We start from the raw sequence: 16,170 nt of genomic DNA on the forward strand, positions 1-16,170 counted from the left end.
GGGAAAACACCCGACATGCGTTTTGAAGGCACGAAGGATTACGTGGCCACCGAAGAGTTGGCCGCCGCGGTGAACGCCGCCATCATTCTCGAACGTCCGCTGCTGGTGAAGGGCGAGCCCGGCACCGGCAAGACCGAGCTGGCGCGCCAGGTCGCGACCTCTCTGGGGGCGCCGTTGATCGAGTGGCACATCAAGTCCACCACCAAGGCGCATCAGGGGCTTTATGAATACGACGCCGTAGCGCGCCTGCGCGATTCCCAGCTGGGCAATGACAAGGTCAACGACGTCAAAAACTATATCCGCAAGGGCAAGCTGTGGGAGGCGTTCGACGCCGATGTGCGCCCTGTCCTGCTGATCGACGAGATCGACAAGGCCGATATCGAATTCCCCAACGATCTCCTGCAAGAGCTCGACCGGATGGAGTTCTATGTCTACGAGACGGGCGAGACGATCAAGGCTGAGCAGCGCCCGATCGTGATCATCTCGTCCAACAATGAAAAAGAACTGCCGGACGCCTTCCTGCGCCGCTGTTTCTTCCACTTCATCGCCTTCCCCGACGAGGAAACGATGGAGCAGATCGTCAATGTCCACTTCCCCGGAATCAAATCCGAGCTGCTGGCCGAAGCGCTGGAGATGTTCTTTGAGGTGCGCAGCGCGCCGGGCCTGAAGAAAAAGCCGTCCACGTCTGAACTGCTGGACTGGCTGAAGCTCCTTTTGGCTGAAGACATCGATCCGGCCATCCTGCGCGAACGCGACACCCGCAAGCTGATCCCGCCGCTGCACGGCGCCCTTCTGAAGAACGAGCAGGATGTTCAGCTGTTTGAACGCCTCGCCTTCATGACCCGGAGAGAAGGCTAGGAGCCGAGCGCATGGCCCTTTTCCATCGCTTCTTCACCGATCTGCGTGCGGCGAAAATTCCGGTCTCCACCCGGGAATACCTCACCCTGCTTGAAGCCCTGAAAAAAGGCGCCATAGAGCAGGAGGTGGACAGCTTTTACGCGGTCAGCCGCGCGGCGCTTGTGAAAGACGAGCGCAATTTTGACAAGTTCGACAAGGTCTTCGCCCATCATTTCGAAGGCATTGAAGCGCTGGGCGATCTGTTCAAGTCCGACGAGATTCCCGAAGACTGGCTGAAAGCCCAGATGCAGCGCCATCTCACCAAGGAAGAGATGGAGGCGCTGCAGGAGATGGATTTCGACCAGCTCATGAAGACGCTGCAGGACCGTCTCAAAGAGCAGGAAAAGCGCCATGAGGGCGGCAATAAATGGATCGGCACGGGCGGAACCAGCCCCTATGGCAATTCAGGCTGGAGCCCGAACGGCGTGCGGATCGGGGGCAAGTCGAAAAACAAGAAAGCCAGCAAGGTCTGGGAGAACCGCCGCTTCAAGGATCTTGATTCAGAACGTGAGCTCGGCACCCGAAACCTGAAGATCGCCCTGCGCCGCCTGCGCCAGTTCGCCCGCGACGGGGCGGAAGAAGAGCTCGATCTCGACGGCACCATCCGCGCCACCGCCAACAAGGGCTATCTGGACGTTCAGATGCGGCCAGAGCGCCGCAATGCCGTGAAAGTCTTGGTGTTCTTTGATGTGGGCGGGTCCATGGACCCCTATATCGACCTCACCGAACGCCTGTTTTCGGCCGCGCGGGGCGTGTTCAAGAATCTTGAGTATTTCTACTTTCACAACTGCATCTATGAAGGCGTGTGGAAGTCCAACTTACGTCGCCGCACCGAAACCCAGTCCATGTGGGATGTGCTGCACAAATACCCCAGCGACTACAAGGTGGTGATCGTGGGCGACGCGGCCATGTCCCCCTCTGAGATCACCCATCCCGGCGGCTCGGTCGAACACTGGAACGAGGAAGCGGGCGGGGTCTGGCTGCGGCGCCTGAAGGAAACCTATCCGCATCTGGTCTGGCTGAACCCCACGCCCGAAGGCTGGTGGCCGCATACCTATTCGGTGCAGCTGGTGCGCGAGATCATCGGCGAAGAGCGCATGTTCTCACTCACCCTGGCGGGCGTCGACAAGGCGATGAAAGAACTGACCAAGCGACGTTAAACGCCTGAGCCTGGACACAAAAAGGGCGGCCCTGAGGCCGCCCTTTTTTTCATCAGTCAGCGAGGATGTCTATTCCGGGTCGCCATGCACGGCGGCCTGGCCGTGCTCGATGCCCAGCGCGCTTTCCACCCGGCGGACCCAGCCGTTGACGGCGGGAAACTCTGACAGGTCAAATCCACCCTCATCGGCGACGCGGGTATAGGCGACCAGCGCGATGTCGGCGGCGGTCATGTCTTCGCCCACCATGTAGCTTTGCGACAGAAGGTTCATCTCCATCACCCCCAGGGCGCGGCGTCCCTTGGCGTAGAGGTCCGGGTCGAGATCGGCCTCGCTGGCGCCCTTGAAGCGCAAGGCGCTGCGCCGCATGGCGATATAAGGCTCGTGAGAATATTGCTCCCAGAATAGCCATTGCATCATCACCGCCCGCAGATACGGATCGGCAGGGATCAGCTCCGTGCCTTCGAGCAGATACAGCAAGATTGCATTGGACTGGGCGAGCGTACGGCCGTCCGCCATGCGCAGAACCGGAACCTGCCCCGCCGGGTTGAGCGCCAGGAACGAGTCGCTGCGCGTCTCGCCGCCGAAGATGTCGACTTCCACCCAGTCATGGGGCGCGTCGGCGAATTTCGCCGCCCAAAGCGTCTTCAGACAATTTCCGCTTTCGATATTGCCGTAGAGGGTGACGGGCTGCATGGCGCTCTCCTGAAACCTTTCTGCGAGTTTTAGCTGCACCCAGCCGCGATGCAATGCGAGACAGGGGTTTGGAGCCGGGAAACTTCAGCCTATAACGCCGCCATGTCGTCTAAAACGCCTGACCATTTTGATCTCGAAGATCTCAACGCTCGCATCGCGCCTGAGGCGTGCGAGACCATGGCGGACGTGCGCGATGGCGTGGACCGCATGGACCGCGCCCTGGTGGCGCTGATCACCGAGCGCACGCGCTATATGCAAGCCGCCGCCCGCATCAAACCCAGCCGGGATGTGGTGCGCGATGAAGCGCGCATCGAGGATGTGGTGAGCAAGGTGCTCAACAGCGCCGAAGCCTGTGGTCTGCCCGCGCAAATCGCCGAACCGGTCTGGCGCGAGCTGGTCGAGCAATCCATCGCTTACGAATTCAAGGTCTGGGACAAGACCCGCTAGCCGCGCACCGCCGCCATGGCGTCTCGCGCCCGTTCGGACGCCGTCTCCACCGCTTGCAGCGCCTCAGCGTCGGGATAACAGTTTTCCGCTTTCGCGCAGGCCTCGCCCAACTCCATGGCGCCGACGCCGCGCGCCGCGCCCTTGAGGGTGTGAACCGCCGTGCGCCAGTCTTCATCAGATCGGGCGGCCTTCATCAGACCGACGCAGGCGTCGATCTGATCGGACAGCAATCCGAACAACTCGGTCTCCAGCGCCGCATCGCCAGCGGTGTATTGCTCCAGATGGTCTCGATCCAAAACGGGCGCGCTCATGGGCGTTCAAACCTCCGTATCTCGAAGTTCCCAGCCTTAGAGCCCCCATCTTAACAGACCTTCACGCAGCCCGCCGACTTGTCCGTATGCTTAAGGAGAAGTAGGGCTGGGCCTCCTGCCAATCAGACCCATCAAACAGGGACGCGACGCCGCCATGATGCTGTCAGACGTGATCGGGCTCACAGGCGTCGCCTGCGTGCTGTCCGCCTTCTTCCTGCTCCAGATCGAGAAAGTGCGCAGCGACGGGCTCGGCTATCTGCTGCTCAATCTGTGCGGCGCCCTGCTTTTGCTCGTCTCCTTGATGGTGACGTTCAATCTGGCGAGCTTCGTCATTGAAATATGCTGGCTGTCCATCTCTCTGTTCGGCTTGACGAAATGGGCGATCCGCCGACGGCGCGAGCGAGCAGACTCTTGACCGTTAAGGCCTAAAGCGTTCAACTCCGCACATGAGCTTGCTAGACACATACAAGGCCCGTCTGGGCCAATCGCATTCGTCGGACTGGTTTGAGGTCACTCAGGATCAGGTCAACACCTTCGCGGACGTGACCCTGGATCACCAGTTCATCCATGTGGATCCTGAGCGCGCCAGGACTGAAAGCCCGTTCGGCGGCCCGATCGCCCACGGCTTTCTGACGCTGTCCATGCTCAGCCATTTCGCCGAGAAGGCCCTGCCGGCCTTCGAGCCGGGCGTGATCGGCATCAATTACGGCTTTGAGAAAGTGCGCTTTCTGACGCCGGTGCGTGTCGGATCAAAAATCCGCGGCACGTTCACGCTCGCCAATGTGGTCGAGCGCAAGCCCGGTCAGCTTCAGCTCACTCAGGACGCAACGGTTGAGATTGAAGGCTCTGAAAGCCCGGCGCTGATCGCCCAATGGCTCAGCCTGGTGGTGGAAGGCTAGACGCCTTTTCAGCGAAAGTGGGAACCGGTTACGCGGTTCGAAAAGGCGCCCAAGAATGCCCTAGAGCCGATTTGGTCGATCAAAGTCGACCGAAACGGCTCTAGCGTTCGAACGCTTGCCCCACCTCATCGAGTTGCGCTTCCAGCTTGTCGAGCAGCGTCATGAGCTGGTCGCGCTCTTCGTCTGAAAACGCGGCCAGCAGCTTTTGCTCGTACTCCAGCGCCAGGGGCGCCACGTCCGCGTAAATCGCCTGTCCCTCCGCGGTCAGCGAGACATCGCTGGCGCGCCGGTCCTTCGCATTGCGGATTCGGGTCACGAGGCCGCGCTCATCCAGCGCGCGGATGGCGCGGCTGACGCTGACCTTGTCCATGGCGGTGGCTTCGCACACCGCTTGCGCGGTCAGAGCCGCGCCCTCGCCCAGCACCGCAATCACCCGCCATTCCCAGATCGTCAGCCCGAACCGGGCCTGATACGCCTTGGCGATCAGGCTGGAGGCCTTGTTGGACGTCACCGACAGGCGATAGGGCACATAGGACGGCAGGCGAAGGCTTGCGCCTTCGCCTGCATCCAAGGATTTGCGGGCGTCGTCGGCCAAGATTACTCGGCCGCCGGCTCGGTCTTGATCACGCCGCGGCGGATCTGATCAAGCTCGATGGATTCAAACAGGGCTTTGAAATTGCCCTCGCCGAAGCCTTCATTGCCCTTGCGCTGGATGATCTCGAAGAAGATCGGGCCAATATTGGTGGTGGTGAAGATCTGCAGCAGCAGGCCGTCGCCGGTTTCGGGATTGCCGTCCACCAGGATGTTGTTCTTCTTCAGACGCTCGAGATCTTCGCCATGGTTCGGCACGCGCTCGTCGACCAGCTCGTAATAGGTCTCCGGCGTGCCCTGGAAGACGACGCCGTTCTTGCGCAGCTGTTCCACGGTCTCATAAATGTTCGGCGTGGTCAGGGCGATGTGCTGGATGCCTTCGCCGTTATACTCACGCAGATATTCAGAGATCTGGGACTGATCATCCGAGCTTTCGTTCAGCGGGATTTTCAGCTTGCCGCACGGGCCGGTCATGGCGCGTGACAGAAGGCCGGTGTGCTGGCCCTTGATGTCGAAATAGCGGATTTCGCGGAAGTTGAAGACGTTCTCGTAAAAGCTCGCCCACTTGTTCATATTGCCGTTGATGACGTTGTGGGTCAGGTGATCGAGCACCTCAAGGCCCACGCCGCCCTTATCTTCGGCGCCCGCGATCGGCTCAAACAGATCATCATAGATGGTCTTTTCGCCATAGGTGTCGACCAGATAAAGCGCCGAGCCGCCAATGCCCTTGATGGCCGGGATTTCGTCGGTCCACACGCCCTCGCCAAACGGTTCCGCGCCGCGCGCAATGGCGTCGGCGTACGCCGCCTTGGCGTCTTTCACCCGGAAGGCCATGGCGTTGGCGCTGGGGCCATGTTCCTTGCGGAACTCCGCCGCCTGGCCGGTCTCTTCCTTGTTCACCAGGAAGCTGATGTCACCTTGCTTGTAGCGGATGATGTTCTTGGTCTTGTGCTTGGCGACCGCAGTGAAGCCGAGGCTCTCAAACAGCGCCTCGATTTTTTCCGGTTCCGGGCTCGTATACTCGACGAACTCAAAGCCGTCGGTGCCCAACGGGTTCTCAAACAGATCGGCCATGGGGGCGCTCCCTTAAATCAATCGTGATGCGCCGGCGGGCTTGATCAGCCGCTCTCCGGCGCGCATCGTCGTGTGGCGGAAGATAGTATCATTTGCAACTAAATTCACCCCCTATCTCAGCGGCCCCGTCTCAAACACCGGAGAAAAATTCCATGAAACTCGTCCTGCACGGCTATTTTCGCTCCGGCACCAGCTATCGCACACGCCTGGCGTTGAACTGGAAAGGCGTCGAGTATCAATATGTCGGCGTCAATCTGGTGGACGGCGAACAGCATTCAGACGCCTACAAGGCCAAGAACCCGCAAGGTCTGGTGCCGGCGCTGGAAGTGGATGGACAGGTGCTGACCCAGTCCGTCGCGATCCTGGAATGGATTGAAGAGACCTTCCCCGAGCGGCCCTTGCTGCCCACCGATCCCATTGAGCGCGCCCGTGTGCGCGCTTTCGCAGCGGCGATAGGCTGCGACATTCATCCGCTGCAAAACCTGCGCATCCTGAAGAAAGCGCGCGAGTTGTCGGGCGATGACGCCGAGGCCGGCCCCGCCTGGGCGCGTCACTGGATCAGCCTTGGGTTTGAAGCGCTGGAAAAGCTGGCCGATGGCCGGAACGGTTTCATCTTCGGCGACGGGCCGACGCTGGCGGAGGTTTACCTGCTGCCGCAAATGTTCAATGCGCGCCGGTTTGGCGTAGATCTGACGCCGTATCCGCGGCTTGTGGCGGCGGATGAAGCGGCGCGCGCGCTGCCAGAATTTGAACGCGCCGCGCCTGAAAACCAGCCTGACGCCATCTAGGCGGAATCGCGTTTGAACCAGTCTCCGCTGGGGATCAGGCGGGCGTTCTCAACGCCAAGCACCCAGACATAGACCCAGGCGTCCCGGTCCGGCTCGATGAGCCGGACTTGTCTGCGTGCATAGCGCGAGCGCGCCGGGTCTTCGGGCCAGTAATCCTCGAACGCGTCCACTTTGGGCATGACCGACGCGTCGCGCACTTCAAAGAGTTCGCCGACCACCGAGCCCGCCCCGTCGACCAGCCCTGGATAAGCGCCCAGATCATAAAGCTGACCGCGCAGGGTGCAGGGGCCGAGCGGAGCGAAGGCGTTTTCAAGCCCGAACTGCGCGAAGCCGCTCTCCCCCGCCCGGAGCAGGCCGTAGACAGCGAACGCGTCGCCCGTTTGAACCTGCATCAGGCCTTGACCTTCATGATGGGCTGAAGCTTGCCATAGCTGAGGCTGCGCCAGAGCCATTCAAACGGACCAAAGCGGAACACCTGCAGCCAGAGTACGGACACGATCAACTGGACAATCCAGACCGTGACCACCAGCTGCGCCTGCTGCACACGTTCCAGCTCTCCGAACAAGCCCAGGCCAATTCCGCCCACGGTCAGGAACACCATGACGATCGACTGGGTGAGATAATTGGTGAAGGCCATGCGCCCCGCCGCGGCGAACGGCGTCCGGACCAGCTTCAGCCAGGGCGCCTTGCACGCCAGGTTGATCAACGCGGCATAGCCCAGGCTCACCAGAAGACTGCCGCCATAATTGGTGGCGGTATGAATCCACATCGTGTCCAGGGAGAAGTCGTGTTCGATGGCCATTTGGCCGCCCCAGGCCACGACCGGCAAGCCAACGCCCAGCCCGACCGCTGCTGCGATGACGTAATTGCGCACGCTCCACCGGCCCAGCAGAAAACCGAGCTTATACAGCGCCATGCCAAGCAGCATCACGCCGACGATGCGGCCGCCGAAGAACGCAAACATCAAAATATTGCCCAAGCCATTGAGGGCGTTGGGAATACGGCTGGGCCAATAGCCGCTCTGATAGGTGTTCACGAGATTGGCCAGCTGCTCATCGCTATAGGCCATGCCCACATCCACCGGGCCCATATCGGCCGGCAAAAGGGTGAAACTGGCAAAGATGGCGACCATCAGGAGCCCGGACAGCGCCACCCAGAACAGACCCCATCCGATCAGCTTGCCCGGCGACATGCGCCGGAAGAAAACGATGATGAACCCACCGATCGCATAGGTGACCAGGATGTCGCCGAACCACAGGCCGAACATGTGAACAAGGCCGATCACCAACAGCCAGGTCATGCGTGAGAAATGCAGCTTGCGCGACGCGTCCGGCTCTTCTCCCACCATAAGCAGCATGCCCGCGCCAAACAGGGCGGAGAAAATGGTGATGAACTTCATCTCGAAAAAGACGTGCGCGATGTACCAGACGGTCAGATTGGCCCCGGTCAGGTCCATGTGCGCCGGTGGATACGCATAGGCGTTGGACGCCATGGTGAAAGCCTGCACATTCATCATCAGAATGCCCAGCACGGCGACGCCGCGCAGAACATCAAGACTTTCAAAGCGGTCCTTCGCGGCCACTGGCGCGGTATGCAGGCTCATGATTATCCCCCGGTCGTGACAGGCCCTCAGCCTTAACTGGCCTTGAGTATTTGACAAGCTCGCCGCATTTCAGAAGCGGCGCAAGACTGTTATCAGTCCAGCGGCATCTAGTCTTACCAAGAGTTCATGAAATTTCAGCACGACTGACCTTGTATCGGTCTCGGGCCGGGCGCATAAAAATCATCGTCCATGTTGCGCCAAGGCCCGTTATGTCGCTGCTGATCGATATCGCCCATATGATTCTCGCCGCCACCCTCTCCTTTCTGGGGTTGGGATATGAGCGGGAAGATGAAGCGCATGCTGTCCAGCTGATCCCCCAACAGGTCGAAACCTTGTCAGGCGGCGCTCTGCTGACCTCAGCCTCGTTCTCAGTGACCGCGCAAAACGCACAATCCTTGTGCGCGCCGTCCCTTGTGATCGCACCGCCGCAGGGCGCTCTTGGCGCCACGCATGCGCAAGCTGTTCCGCAGATCATTATTCTTAACGATTGCGAAACCCTATCTTTGCGGCGTGCGCTTCCCGCTCTTTGATCGACTCACACTCTGGCGTTACACACAGGGTCTGAACAAACAGGCCTGCAGTGCCGCGTGATTCTGTTAGGATGGTCGTTTCACGGCGATATCCGAACGGGATCAGCGCCAAACCAGACGAGACGTCATGGCTGCCAAGGATACAAAAGACGCTGAAAAGATTGAGGAAAGCGTGATCGCCGAACCGGCGGGCGGTGCGCTGGAGGCTGTGCGCTCCACCCCTCTCGCGCCTCAGATGACCGCCCCCCCTCCCAAGACCGAAGGCGGCGGATGGCTGGCCTTTGGCGGCGCCGCGTTCGGATTGTTGTGGTTTGGCGGCGCCGCGGCCTATCTCGCCGGTTATACAGATCTGACCGCTTTAAGCCCTGCGCAGATGGCGGGCCTGTCCGTCTTCGCGGCCGCCCCGGCTCTGCTGTTCGTGCTGGCGGGCCTTTTGGGACGTGAAGTGTCTCGCGCCGGCTCTCGTGCGCGCCATCTGGATGCGGCGGTCCTTCGCCTCGCCACCCCCACAGAACACGCCGAGGAAGACGCCTCGCGACTGGCCGATGCGATCACCATGCAAGTGGACCGCGTCAACAAGGCGATGGAGAGCGCCCTGGCGCGGCTTGCGGCCATGGAAGAGGTGATCACCCACCATGCCGAAAGCCTGGAAGACGGCTCCACCCGCGCCAAGGAGCGCGCCGAACAACTGACCCGCGCCCTGCGCGACGAACGCCTGCGCCTCAATGACGTGTCTGAAGGCCTGGACGACAAGGCGGCGATGATCGCCGCCGCCATTCAGGACCAGTCCAAAATGGTCGCCGCCGCCGCAGAACTCGCCGACGCCAAGGCGTCAGAAGGCGAACGCCTGATCCGGTCAGGGGCCGAGCGCCTGAGCGCGGCTGGCCAGGCCGCTGAAGAAGCCGGCGACCGGGTCGCCCTGTCGCTGGACGCGCGCGCCACCGAGCTGCGCGACTTCTCCGACATGCTGCGCAATCGCACCGACGGGCTGGAAGACGCCTATGTCAAACACCGCGATCGCCTGCAGGATGTGACCGAGACCCTGCGCAAGGAACAAGAAAAGATCGGCGCCGCGCTCGACTTCCACAAGGCCGAGCTGGAAACCATGACGCGCAAGGCGCGCGACGGGGCTGAAATCCTTGAAAGCACCGCCAAGAATTCCGGCGAAGTCTTCCTGGACGCCGTGGACAAGGCGTTGGGTCAGGCCAAGGATCTGGCCAATTCCCTGTCTGAACGCAGTGAAGAAGCCGCCCGCGCCCAGGAGCGCGCGCTCGACCGGATGCGTGACGCCGCTCGTGCTGCACGCGAAGCCGCCGAGGAAGCGGGTGAAAGCCTGAAGAAACAAGCCGACGACGCCGAAGCCGCGCTTGAACGGGTCAGTGAAAGCGGATTTGACGTCGCCCGCCGCTCTGACGACGCCTTCCAGGCTCGCCTGCGCGAGGCTGAAGACCTAACCGCGCGCGCCGAGAAAGCCGCCGAAGAGGCCGCCGAGGCGGTGCGCAAGCAAATGTCTGAAACCCTCGACGCCGCGCGCCGTGAAAGCCGCCGGATCGAGGATGAGCTGTCTGGTCTGCGCAGCAAGCTTGATGACGCCCCCGACGCCGCACGCAACGCCGCCAAGGCCATGCAGCGCACGCTGGAAGACGGGCTGAGCCAGCTCAATGAGACGGCGCAGACCGCGTCCGATCAGGCGCGCGACATTGACGCCCTGTTCCAGTCGCGCATCCGCCAGAACTATGAATTGCTCAGCGATTTCATCCTGCGCATGGGTTCTGTGGCTGGCGGTCACAAACCGCTCGATCTCAACATCAACGAATTGCCCGACCCGCTCAGCGCCCGGCGCAAGGATGAGGACGACGGCAAGGCTGACAAACCCACGCGCAAGCGCACGGAGATCGCCAAACGCGAAGCTGACGCCCGCTCCGCGGAGACGCGTGACAGCGCCGAGCGCGATGAAGACTGGGAAGCCTCCAAAACGGAAGAACGCAAGGCGGAGCGCGCCCGCCGCAAGGATGAAAGCAAGCCTGATCTGAAAGCCGTTCGTCCCGCCCGCTCCGAAGAGGATGAAGACGAGGCGGCGCTCAATGGCGATGAAGAGGATCCGGTGCGCGACAGCATCCGCGACGGTGTCGAGAAAGCCCGCAAGGAAGCCAGCTGGCGCTGGCGCGACCTACTGGCCAATATGGATTCAGACGAGACGCCGTCCGCAAGCAAGGACGATCCCAAACGCAATCGCCGAAATCGCGACACCTGACGCGCGGCGGCACGCACAAAACGGCCGGCCTCAGATGGGGCCGGCCTTTTTTTGTTCTACGCTCAGTGACGCTCTAGCAGGCGGTGTCGGCGCAAACCACGCCGGTCGTCCAGTCCGCCAGGGCATGGGCGGTTTCATTGGAGGCTTGGCTGAAGGCGTCAATCAACGCCGCCTGACGGTTATCGCTGGCCCGGACGCTGACATCAAAGCGGCGCGACGCCGCCAAAGCCCGCGCATCGCGGTCAATCAGACGCGCCACCATGCGCATCTGGATCAGGGGCGCTCGAGCATCGCCCTGATCGTATTCGGCTTCAAACCGGCGCAACTCCAGCTGCAGGCGGTATCGCGCCTGCACTCCGTCTTCGCTGCGGGCGGGGATCAGTTCCGGCGTCTCACTGAGGAAGACATCGAGTATCCGGTCATGCACCAGCGTCGGCGCCGGCGACAGCCAGGCTGCGCCCGCCATATAGGCCAGCTCGCCATCGCGCAGCAGAGCCACCCGGTCGACCGCCAATCCACGCGGGGCGCTGATATGATCAATCAAGATGGTTTGCGCCTCGGCGGAAGGGGCCACTTCATCCGCCGTCAGACCGGTCAGGCGATATAGCGACACCGGCTCGCTTTCCGGCAGCAAGGAGATGCAGCCCGGCGTCGCCAGAAGGCTCGCCGCCCCAAGCGCGCCCAGCGCGAATTTTCCAAGAGTGCTCATCGCGGCACCTCCACTTCAGCGCCTTCAGGTTCGGCGATAAATCCGGCTGGATCGGATTCCAGCTCCAGCGCGACCCGTTCGAGCGCCGCGACCAGGGATCGCAAATCACGCAAGGTCGCCGTCAGCTGGGTCAGTCCGTCCTCGGAAAACTCTTCGACGCCGGGACGGATCGCGACCAGCGCGTCATAGGTCTCGACAGCGGTGCGATCGACTTCCTGCGCGGCGGCGGCGGTGTCCAGCGTCGCCGGCGTCAGATCATCGACCACATAGCGTTCGGTGACCTGGGCGAATTGCTGCATGGCCTGGGCGGCGACGGACACGTCAGCGCCCGCCTGCTGCACACTGTTGAGCGCCGCACGCGCTTCGCTGATCAACAATTCGCGCTCGGCCAGATCGCCCGTGATCGTCTCGATATGATTGAGCGTGTTGGTCATGCTCTCGAGATTTTCATCGCTGAGCAGGCGACCGATGCGCACAAAGCTGAGCTGGGCGGATTCCAGAAGGCTCTCGCCCCCTTCCACCAGCTGATCGATCTGGGCCTGTGTCGCGTAAATGCGCGGCGCGCGATCACCGGGCCGGCTTTCAAGACGCTCTGCATTGGGCGAACCCGCTGAAATCTGGATATAGGACAGCCCCGTCAGACCTTGCGGCTCCAGCTGGGCTTCGGAATCCGACTTCACCGGCGTTTCCACATTCACCCGAATGCGCGCAATCACCTGTCCGGGATTGTCGGGGTTCAGACCCAGCTCCGTCACCTCGCCGACCTGAATGCCGTTAAAGCGAACCTCCGACGCCGGGCGCAAGCCCCTGACGGCGCCGTCAAAGACGACGTCATATTCGCGAAATTCACGGTCCAGCGCCGCCCCGGACAGCCAGAGCGACAACATCACCCCCGACACCGTCAGGAAAACGACGAAGAAACCCACAATGGCGTGATGCGCTTTGGTTTCCATAGCGTGCCTCTAGTCCTCAGCGGCTTGTCTTAACACGGCGCGTCCGCGTGGACCGCCAAAATATTCCTGGATCCAGGGATGCGGATTGCGGGTCAGCTCATCGAGCGGCGCATTGGCGATGATCGTCTTGTCGGCGATGACCGCAACCCGGTCGCAAATGGCGTGCAGGCTGTCGAGATCGTGGGTGATCATCACTACGGTCAGGTTCAGCGTCTCAGACAGTTCTTTGATCAGATCATCAAAGGCGCTGGCCCCGATCGGGTCGAGCCCGGCGGTGGGCTCATCCAGAAACAGAATGTCGGGATCCAGCGACAGAGCCCGCGCCAGCCCGGCGCGTTTTTTCATGCCGCCCGACAATTCCGCGGGAAACTTGCCCCCCGCCTCGCCCGACAATCCCACCAGGCCGATCTTGAGATCCGCCAGCTCCTTCATCAGGCTGACAGGCATGCGCACATGCTCGCGCATGGGCGCCATGACGTTTTCCTGCACGGTCAGCGAAGAGAACAGGGCGCCGGCCTGAAACAGGACTCCCCAGCGTTTTTCCAGCTCCAGCCTGTCCCTGCCTGACATCTTGGACATGGGCGCGCCACGAAACAGGATCTCGCCGCCATCAGGCGATTTCAGTCCCAGAATGGTGTTGATCAGCACGGATTTGCCCGAGCCTGATCCGCCGACAATGCCCAGGGTCTCGCCCTGGCGGACCTCGAGATCGAGGTTGTCATGGACCACATGAGAGCCGAACTGGCTGCGCAGGCCGCGCACTTCGATCAAGGGCGCACCGCTCATATATCGAGCTCCAGATACATCATGGCGAACAGCGCATCGATCACGATGACGGCGAAGATCGCCTGCACCACGGACGTCGTCACCCGGGCGCCCAGGCTCTCCACATCACCGCCCACCTGTAGCCCGTGACGGCAGCCCACAATGGCGATCACCAGGCCAAACACCGGCGCCTTGGACATGCCCACCAGGAAGTGTTTGAGATCGATGGTGTCGTGCATCCGGGTGAGGAAGAAATTGGGTGAGATGTCCAGCGTCCACCAGCTGACCATCATGCCGCCCACAACCCCCGCCACCATGGCGGACAGGGTCAGAAGCGGCGCCATCAGCACGCAGGCCAGAACGCGCGGCAGCACCAGAACCTCATACGGGTCGAGACCCATCACCTTCATGGCGTCGATCTCTTGCTGCATCTTCATCGACCCGATGGCGGCGGTGAAGGCGGAATCAGACCGCCCCGCCAGCAAGATCGCCGTGATCAGCACGCCGAATTCACGCAAGACCGCGATGCCCACCAGATCCACGGTGAATACAGAGGCGCCGAAGGTTTCCAACAGGCTGGCGCCCATGAAGGCCACGACCGCGCCGATGAAAAAGCTGAGCACGGAGATGATCGGCAACGCATCGACGCCCGCCGTCTCCATCAAGTGAATGGTCGGCGTCCAGCGCATTTTGGTCGGATTGATCAGCACACTCAGCCCGGTGGTGATGGTGCGGCCGAAAAAGGCGAAGGATTCGACGGTTTCCTTCACGCCGTCCTCCACCCCGGCGCCGATCCGAGCGAAGGTGGCGACGACACCGCGCGGCGTTTCTTCAAGGGGCGGGCAATCGGCGAGCCGCTCGCGCATCTCCCCCATGAGGCGGCGCGCGGTCTCGTGCTCGCCGATGAAATGCCAGTCTGCATCAGGATCGCCGCACCGGCTGAGGGTTCGGCCCAGCAGATAAGCGCCGGCGGTGTCGATCCGGCCCAGATGCGTCAGATCAATCACCAGATCCTGCGGATCGGTCTCGGTCTCGATGCGCTTGAGTTGGCGGTTGAAACGCCCGACAGCTTCGATCATCCAATCGCCGCGCGGCTCCAGCACCAGACGCGCGCCTTCCTGGCGCGTTGTCAGCCCCGCCTGCTGACGCTCTGTTGCGATCGCTGCTGTCATCGTCCCCGCTTCCCCTGAGCTGTGAGGCTTAAATGGGAGTGTGGCTCCATTATGGCTGTGTTCGCGCGGTTTGCACGAGCCAGAATGCAAAGAGCAAACCCAGGCCCGACGGAATCGCCATCACTGCAAAGCCGCCTGCGCCATACGCGCTATAGGCGAATCCAGACGCATAGGCCGCCAGCGCCAGGACCAACCCGCCCGAGAAGGCGGAGTTGATCGCCTGCGCCATGGAGGCGAAGCGCTGCGGGCTGTTATCCGCCGCATAGCGCAGAAAGCCCAGATAGGTGGCGCTGAAGCTGAAGGCGTGCAGGAGCTGGAGCGGAAACAAGAGCCAGAGCGGCGGAGACACGGCGAGCGCCAACCAGCGGATCACGGACACCGCGCCCCCCAGCGCCAGCACTTTTGCGGGGCTTACCGATCTGAGCAGTCGGGCGGAGACAGCGAAAAACACGATCTCGGCCCCCACCCCGGTGGCCCAGAGCAATCCCACCGCCCCGGCGGGCACGCCCTCGGCCCGCCAGGCGACGGCGGAAAACCCATAATAAAATCCGTGCGCGCCCTGGATCAGCGCTGACGCCGCAAAGGCCAGCGGCAAGCCATTGGACAGCATGGCCGCGACCACGCCGGTCTTCGGCGCCGTGTTCTCGGAGGCGACAGGCTCGGGCCGGTTGCGCCCTTCGGGCAGCATCAGCGCGGTCAGCACCGCCAGAGCCGCGCCGATCAGCGTCCAGGCCAGGGCCGCCTCGCCGCCCAGCCAGCCGATCAACCAGCCCGCGCCCACATTTCCGATGATGAACGTCGCCGACCCAAACGCGCGCGGCGGGCCGAACGCAAACCGGCGACGGCTGGATTCCTGGATCGCGAAGGCGTCGATGATCGGCATGATGCCGGTGAAGGCGCCCCCCGCGAGGCCCGCCAACACCAAGATCGCCCAGGGATTGGTGGCGGGAATGAAAGCGGCGAAGGCGAAAAACGAGACCAGCGCGTACGTCAGGACCGCCCAGCGTTTTTTCGGCGCGCGGTCCGCCAGCATCGCGCCCAGCGGCGCCGCGAAGACCCGCCCCGCCATTGAGGCGGCGGCCGCGGCCCCGATCATTTCAGGACTGAGCCCCCGCCCCTCATACCAGACCGGCATGTAGGGCAGGTAGGCGCCGAACCCCAGATAGAACGCCCCGTAAAAGAGCGCAAAGCGAACAGGACGCGGGATCGAGGCGAGCAAGGCGGACATGTTCAGGGGCTTAGCGCGGCTGAACCTGTGAGGAAAGCGCGTTTGACCGCACGGTGAACACTGTTTGCTCTTGGTTTCCGGCGCGGCTGGCGATAG

19 protein-coding genes are annotated in these 16,170 nt (G+C 62.2%); 8 read left to right on the top strand and 11 right to left on the bottom strand.

What is annotated here, in order from left to right; translation table 11 throughout:
• Window positions 1-15: 15 nt before the first annotated feature.
• Both ACTIGF_RS01735 and ACTIGF_RS01740 read left to right on the top strand, forming a co-directional pair.
• Window positions 16-858 (top strand): AAA family ATPase, encoded by an 843-nt coding sequence (locus ACTIGF_RS01735; RefSeq protein ID WP_160092315.1) that lies wholly within the window; start codon window positions 16-18, stop codon window positions 856-858.
• 11 nt (window positions 859-869) lie between these two features.
• A complete protein-coding gene (locus ACTIGF_RS01740; RefSeq protein WP_439635223.1) occupies window positions 870-2,057 on the top strand; it encodes a vWA domain-containing protein in 1,188 nt (395 codons plus the stop codon).
• 69 nt (window positions 2,058-2,126) lie between these two features.
• Here the strand turns inward: ACTIGF_RS01740 and ACTIGF_RS01745 are convergent, their stop codons facing one another.
• Window positions 2,127-2,750: a glutathione S-transferase family protein gene (locus ACTIGF_RS01745; protein ID WP_439635224.1), complete on the bottom strand. Its 624-nt coding sequence runs from the start codon at window positions 2,748-2,750 to the stop codon at window positions 2,127-2,129.
• Window positions 2,751-2,852: 102 nt separating this feature from the next.
• Here ACTIGF_RS01745 and ACTIGF_RS01750 point away from each other — a divergent pair, with 102 nt between their 5' ends.
• On the top strand, window positions 2,853-3,197 hold the full coding sequence (locus ACTIGF_RS01750) for a chorismate mutase (protein WP_439635225.1): 345 nt from the start codon (window positions 2,853-2,855) through the stop codon (window positions 3,195-3,197).
• Here ACTIGF_RS01750 and ACTIGF_RS01755 read toward each other — a convergent pair.
• Window positions 3,194-3,508, bottom strand: a complete 315-nt coding sequence (locus ACTIGF_RS01755; protein ID WP_439635226.1) for an Hpt domain-containing protein — start codon at window positions 3,506-3,508, stop codon at window positions 3,194-3,196. The two genes, ACTIGF_RS01750 and ACTIGF_RS01755, sit on opposite strands and share 4 nt — an antisense overlap.
• A 154-nt stretch (window positions 3,509-3,662) precedes the next feature.
• On the opposite strand from ACTIGF_RS01755, the gene ACTIGF_RS01760 reads away from it, so the two are divergent.
• Both ACTIGF_RS01760 and ACTIGF_RS01765 read left to right on the top strand, forming a co-directional pair.
• Window positions 3,663-3,923, top strand: a complete 261-nt coding sequence (locus ACTIGF_RS01760) for a CBU_0592 family membrane protein (RefSeq protein WP_439635227.1) — start codon at window positions 3,663-3,665, stop codon at window positions 3,921-3,923.
• 31 nt (window positions 3,924-3,954) lie between these two features.
• Window positions 3,955-4,407, top strand: a complete 453-nt coding sequence (locus tag ACTIGF_RS01765) for a MaoC family dehydratase (RefSeq protein ID WP_439635228.1) — start codon at window positions 3,955-3,957, stop codon at window positions 4,405-4,407.
• A 100-nt stretch (window positions 4,408-4,507) separates the two neighbouring features.
• On the opposite strand, the gene ACTIGF_RS01770 is transcribed toward ACTIGF_RS01765, so the two are convergent.
• On the bottom strand, window positions 4,508-5,002 hold the full coding sequence (locus ACTIGF_RS01770) for a MarR family winged helix-turn-helix transcriptional regulator (protein WP_439635229.1): 495 nt from the start codon (window positions 5,000-5,002) through the stop codon (window positions 4,508-4,510).
• 2 nt (window positions 5,003-5,004) lie between these two features.
• On the bottom strand, window positions 5,005-6,072 hold the full coding sequence (gene hppD, locus ACTIGF_RS01775) for a 4-hydroxyphenylpyruvate dioxygenase (protein WP_439635230.1): 1,068 nt from the start codon (window positions 6,070-6,072) through the stop codon (window positions 5,005-5,007).
• Between the two features lie 152 nt (window positions 6,073-6,224).
• On the opposite strand from hppD, the gene maiA reads away from it, so the two are divergent.
• On the top strand, window positions 6,225-6,860 hold the full coding sequence (gene maiA, locus ACTIGF_RS01780; RefSeq protein WP_439635231.1) for a maleylacetoacetate isomerase: 636 nt from the start codon (window positions 6,225-6,227) through the stop codon (window positions 6,858-6,860).
• On the opposite strand, the gene ACTIGF_RS01785 is transcribed toward maiA, so the two are convergent.
• Window positions 6,857-7,252 (bottom strand): gamma-glutamylcyclotransferase family protein, encoded by a 396-nt coding sequence (locus tag ACTIGF_RS01785; protein ID WP_439635232.1) that lies wholly within the window; start codon window positions 7,250-7,252, stop codon window positions 6,857-6,859. The two genes, maiA and ACTIGF_RS01785, sit on opposite strands and share 4 nt — an antisense overlap.
• Complete coding sequence (locus tag ACTIGF_RS01790; RefSeq protein WP_439635233.1) at window positions 7,252-8,463, bottom strand: DUF418 domain-containing protein; 1,212 nt, start codon at window positions 8,461-8,463, stop codon at window positions 7,252-7,254. Before ACTIGF_RS01790 ends, ACTIGF_RS01785 begins: the two co-directional genes overlap by 1 nt.
• Window positions 8,464-8,672: 209 nt before the next feature.
• Between ACTIGF_RS01790 and ACTIGF_RS01795 the strand changes: the two genes are divergently transcribed.
• Together ACTIGF_RS01795 and ACTIGF_RS01800 are read left to right on the top strand one after the other, a co-directional pair.
• On the top strand, window positions 8,673-8,993 hold the full coding sequence (locus ACTIGF_RS01795) for a hypothetical protein (RefSeq protein ID WP_439635234.1): 321 nt from the start codon (window positions 8,673-8,675) through the stop codon (window positions 8,991-8,993).
• A gap of 127 nt (window positions 8,994-9,120) precedes the next feature.
• Window positions 9,121-11,247 (top strand): hypothetical protein, encoded by a 2,127-nt coding sequence (locus tag ACTIGF_RS01800; RefSeq protein WP_439635235.1) that lies wholly within the window; start codon window positions 9,121-9,123, stop codon window positions 11,245-11,247.
• 73 nt (window positions 11,248-11,320) lie between these two features.
• Here the strand turns inward: ACTIGF_RS01800 and ACTIGF_RS01805 are convergent, their stop codons facing one another.
• Genes ACTIGF_RS01805 through ACTIGF_RS01825 form a run of 5 tightly spaced genes read right to left on the bottom strand, consistent with a single transcriptional unit; the run spans window position 11,321 to window position 16,074 of the window.
• Window positions 11,321-11,956, bottom strand: a complete 636-nt coding sequence (locus tag ACTIGF_RS01805; RefSeq protein WP_439635236.1) for an ABC-type transport auxiliary lipoprotein family protein — start codon at window positions 11,954-11,956, stop codon at window positions 11,321-11,323.
• Window positions 11,953-12,909, bottom strand: a complete 957-nt coding sequence (locus ACTIGF_RS01810; RefSeq protein ID WP_439635237.1) for an MlaD family protein — start codon at window positions 12,907-12,909, stop codon at window positions 11,953-11,955. Before ACTIGF_RS01810 ends, ACTIGF_RS01805 begins: the two co-directional genes overlap by 4 nt.
• Before the next feature lie 9 nt (window positions 12,910-12,918).
• Window positions 12,919-13,695 carry an ABC transporter ATP-binding protein gene (locus ACTIGF_RS01815; RefSeq protein WP_439635238.1) on the bottom strand — a complete coding sequence of 259 codons (777 nt, stop codon included), beginning with the start codon at window positions 13,693-13,695 and terminating at the stop codon, window positions 12,919-12,921.
• The gene (locus ACTIGF_RS01820; protein WP_439635239.1) at window positions 13,692-14,846 is read right to left on the bottom strand and encodes an ABC transporter permease; all 1,155 of its coding nucleotides are present in this window, start codon (window positions 14,844-14,846) and stop codon (window positions 13,692-13,694) included. The genes ACTIGF_RS01815 and ACTIGF_RS01820 overlap by 4 nt, the downstream gene beginning before the upstream one ends.
• A 49-nt stretch (window positions 14,847-14,895) precedes the next feature.
• Window positions 14,896-16,074, bottom strand: a complete 1,179-nt coding sequence (locus tag ACTIGF_RS01825) for an MFS transporter (protein ID WP_439635240.1) — start codon at window positions 16,072-16,074, stop codon at window positions 14,896-14,898.
• Window positions 16,075-16,170 lie beyond the last annotated feature (96 nt).

The organism is Oceanicaulis sp. (assembly GCF_051859625.1).
Lineage (GTDB): Bacteria > Pseudomonadota > Alphaproteobacteria > Caulobacterales > Maricaulaceae > Oceanicaulis.

What these genes read in the sequence shown, in the direction of transcription:
- ACTIGF_RS01735 (WP_160092315.1), top strand. Translation starts at nt 16, where the DNA reads ATGCGTTTTGAAGGCACGAAGGATTACGTGGCCACCGAAGAGTTGGCC.
- ACTIGF_RS01740 (WP_439635223.1), top strand. Translation starts at nt 870, where the DNA reads ATGGCCCTTTTCCATCGCTTCTTCACCGATCTGCGTGCGGCGAAAATT.
- ACTIGF_RS01745 (WP_439635224.1), bottom strand. Translation starts at nt 2,750, where the DNA reads ATGCAGCCCGTCACCCTCTACGGCAATATCGAAAGCGGAAATTGTCTG.
- ACTIGF_RS01750 (WP_439635225.1), top strand. Translation starts at nt 2,853, where the DNA reads ATGTCGTCTAAAACGCCTGACCATTTTGATCTCGAAGATCTCAACGCT.
- ACTIGF_RS01755 (WP_439635226.1), bottom strand. Translation starts at nt 3,508, where the DNA reads ATGAGCGCGCCCGTTTTGGATCGAGACCATCTGGAGCAATACACCGCT.
- ACTIGF_RS01760 (WP_439635227.1), top strand. Translation starts at nt 3,663, where the DNA reads ATGATGCTGTCAGACGTGATCGGGCTCACAGGCGTCGCCTGCGTGCTG.
- ACTIGF_RS01765 (WP_439635228.1), top strand. Translation starts at nt 3,955, where the DNA reads ATGAGCTTGCTAGACACATACAAGGCCCGTCTGGGCCAATCGCATTCG.
- hppD (WP_439635230.1), bottom strand. Translation starts at nt 6,072, where the DNA reads ATGGCCGATCTGTTTGAGAACCCGTTGGGCACCGACGGCTTTGAGTTC.
- maiA (WP_439635231.1), top strand. Translation starts at nt 6,225, where the DNA reads ATGAAACTCGTCCTGCACGGCTATTTTCGCTCCGGCACCAGCTATCGC.
- ACTIGF_RS01785 (WP_439635232.1), bottom strand. Translation starts at nt 7,252, where the DNA reads ATGCAGGTTCAAACGGGCGACGCGTTCGCTGTCTACGGCCTGCTCCGG.
- ACTIGF_RS01790 (WP_439635233.1), bottom strand. Translation starts at nt 8,463, where the DNA reads ATGAGCCTGCATACCGCGCCAGTGGCCGCGAAGGACCGCTTTGAAAGT.
- ACTIGF_RS01795 (WP_439635234.1), top strand. Translation starts at nt 8,673, where the DNA reads ATGTCGCTGCTGATCGATATCGCCCATATGATTCTCGCCGCCACCCTC.
- ACTIGF_RS01800 (WP_439635235.1), top strand. Translation starts at nt 9,121, where the DNA reads ATGGCTGCCAAGGATACAAAAGACGCTGAAAAGATTGAGGAAAGCGTG.
- ACTIGF_RS01805 (WP_439635236.1), bottom strand. Translation starts at nt 11,956, where the DNA reads ATGAGCACTCTTGGAAAATTCGCGCTGGGCGCGCTTGGGGCGGCGAGC.
- ACTIGF_RS01810 (WP_439635237.1), bottom strand. Translation starts at nt 12,909, where the DNA reads ATGGAAACCAAAGCGCATCACGCCATTGTGGGTTTCTTCGTCGTTTTC.
- ACTIGF_RS01815 (WP_439635238.1), bottom strand. Translation starts at nt 13,695, where the DNA reads ATGAGCGGTGCGCCCTTGATCGAAGTGCGCGGCCTGCGCAGCCAGTTC.
- ACTIGF_RS01820 (WP_439635239.1), bottom strand. Translation starts at nt 14,846, where the DNA reads ATGACAGCAGCGATCGCAACAGAGCGTCAGCAGGCGGGGCTGACAACG.
- ACTIGF_RS01825 (WP_439635240.1), bottom strand. Translation starts at nt 16,074, where the DNA reads ATGTCCGCCTTGCTCGCCTCGATCCCGCGTCCTGTTCGCTTTGCGCTC.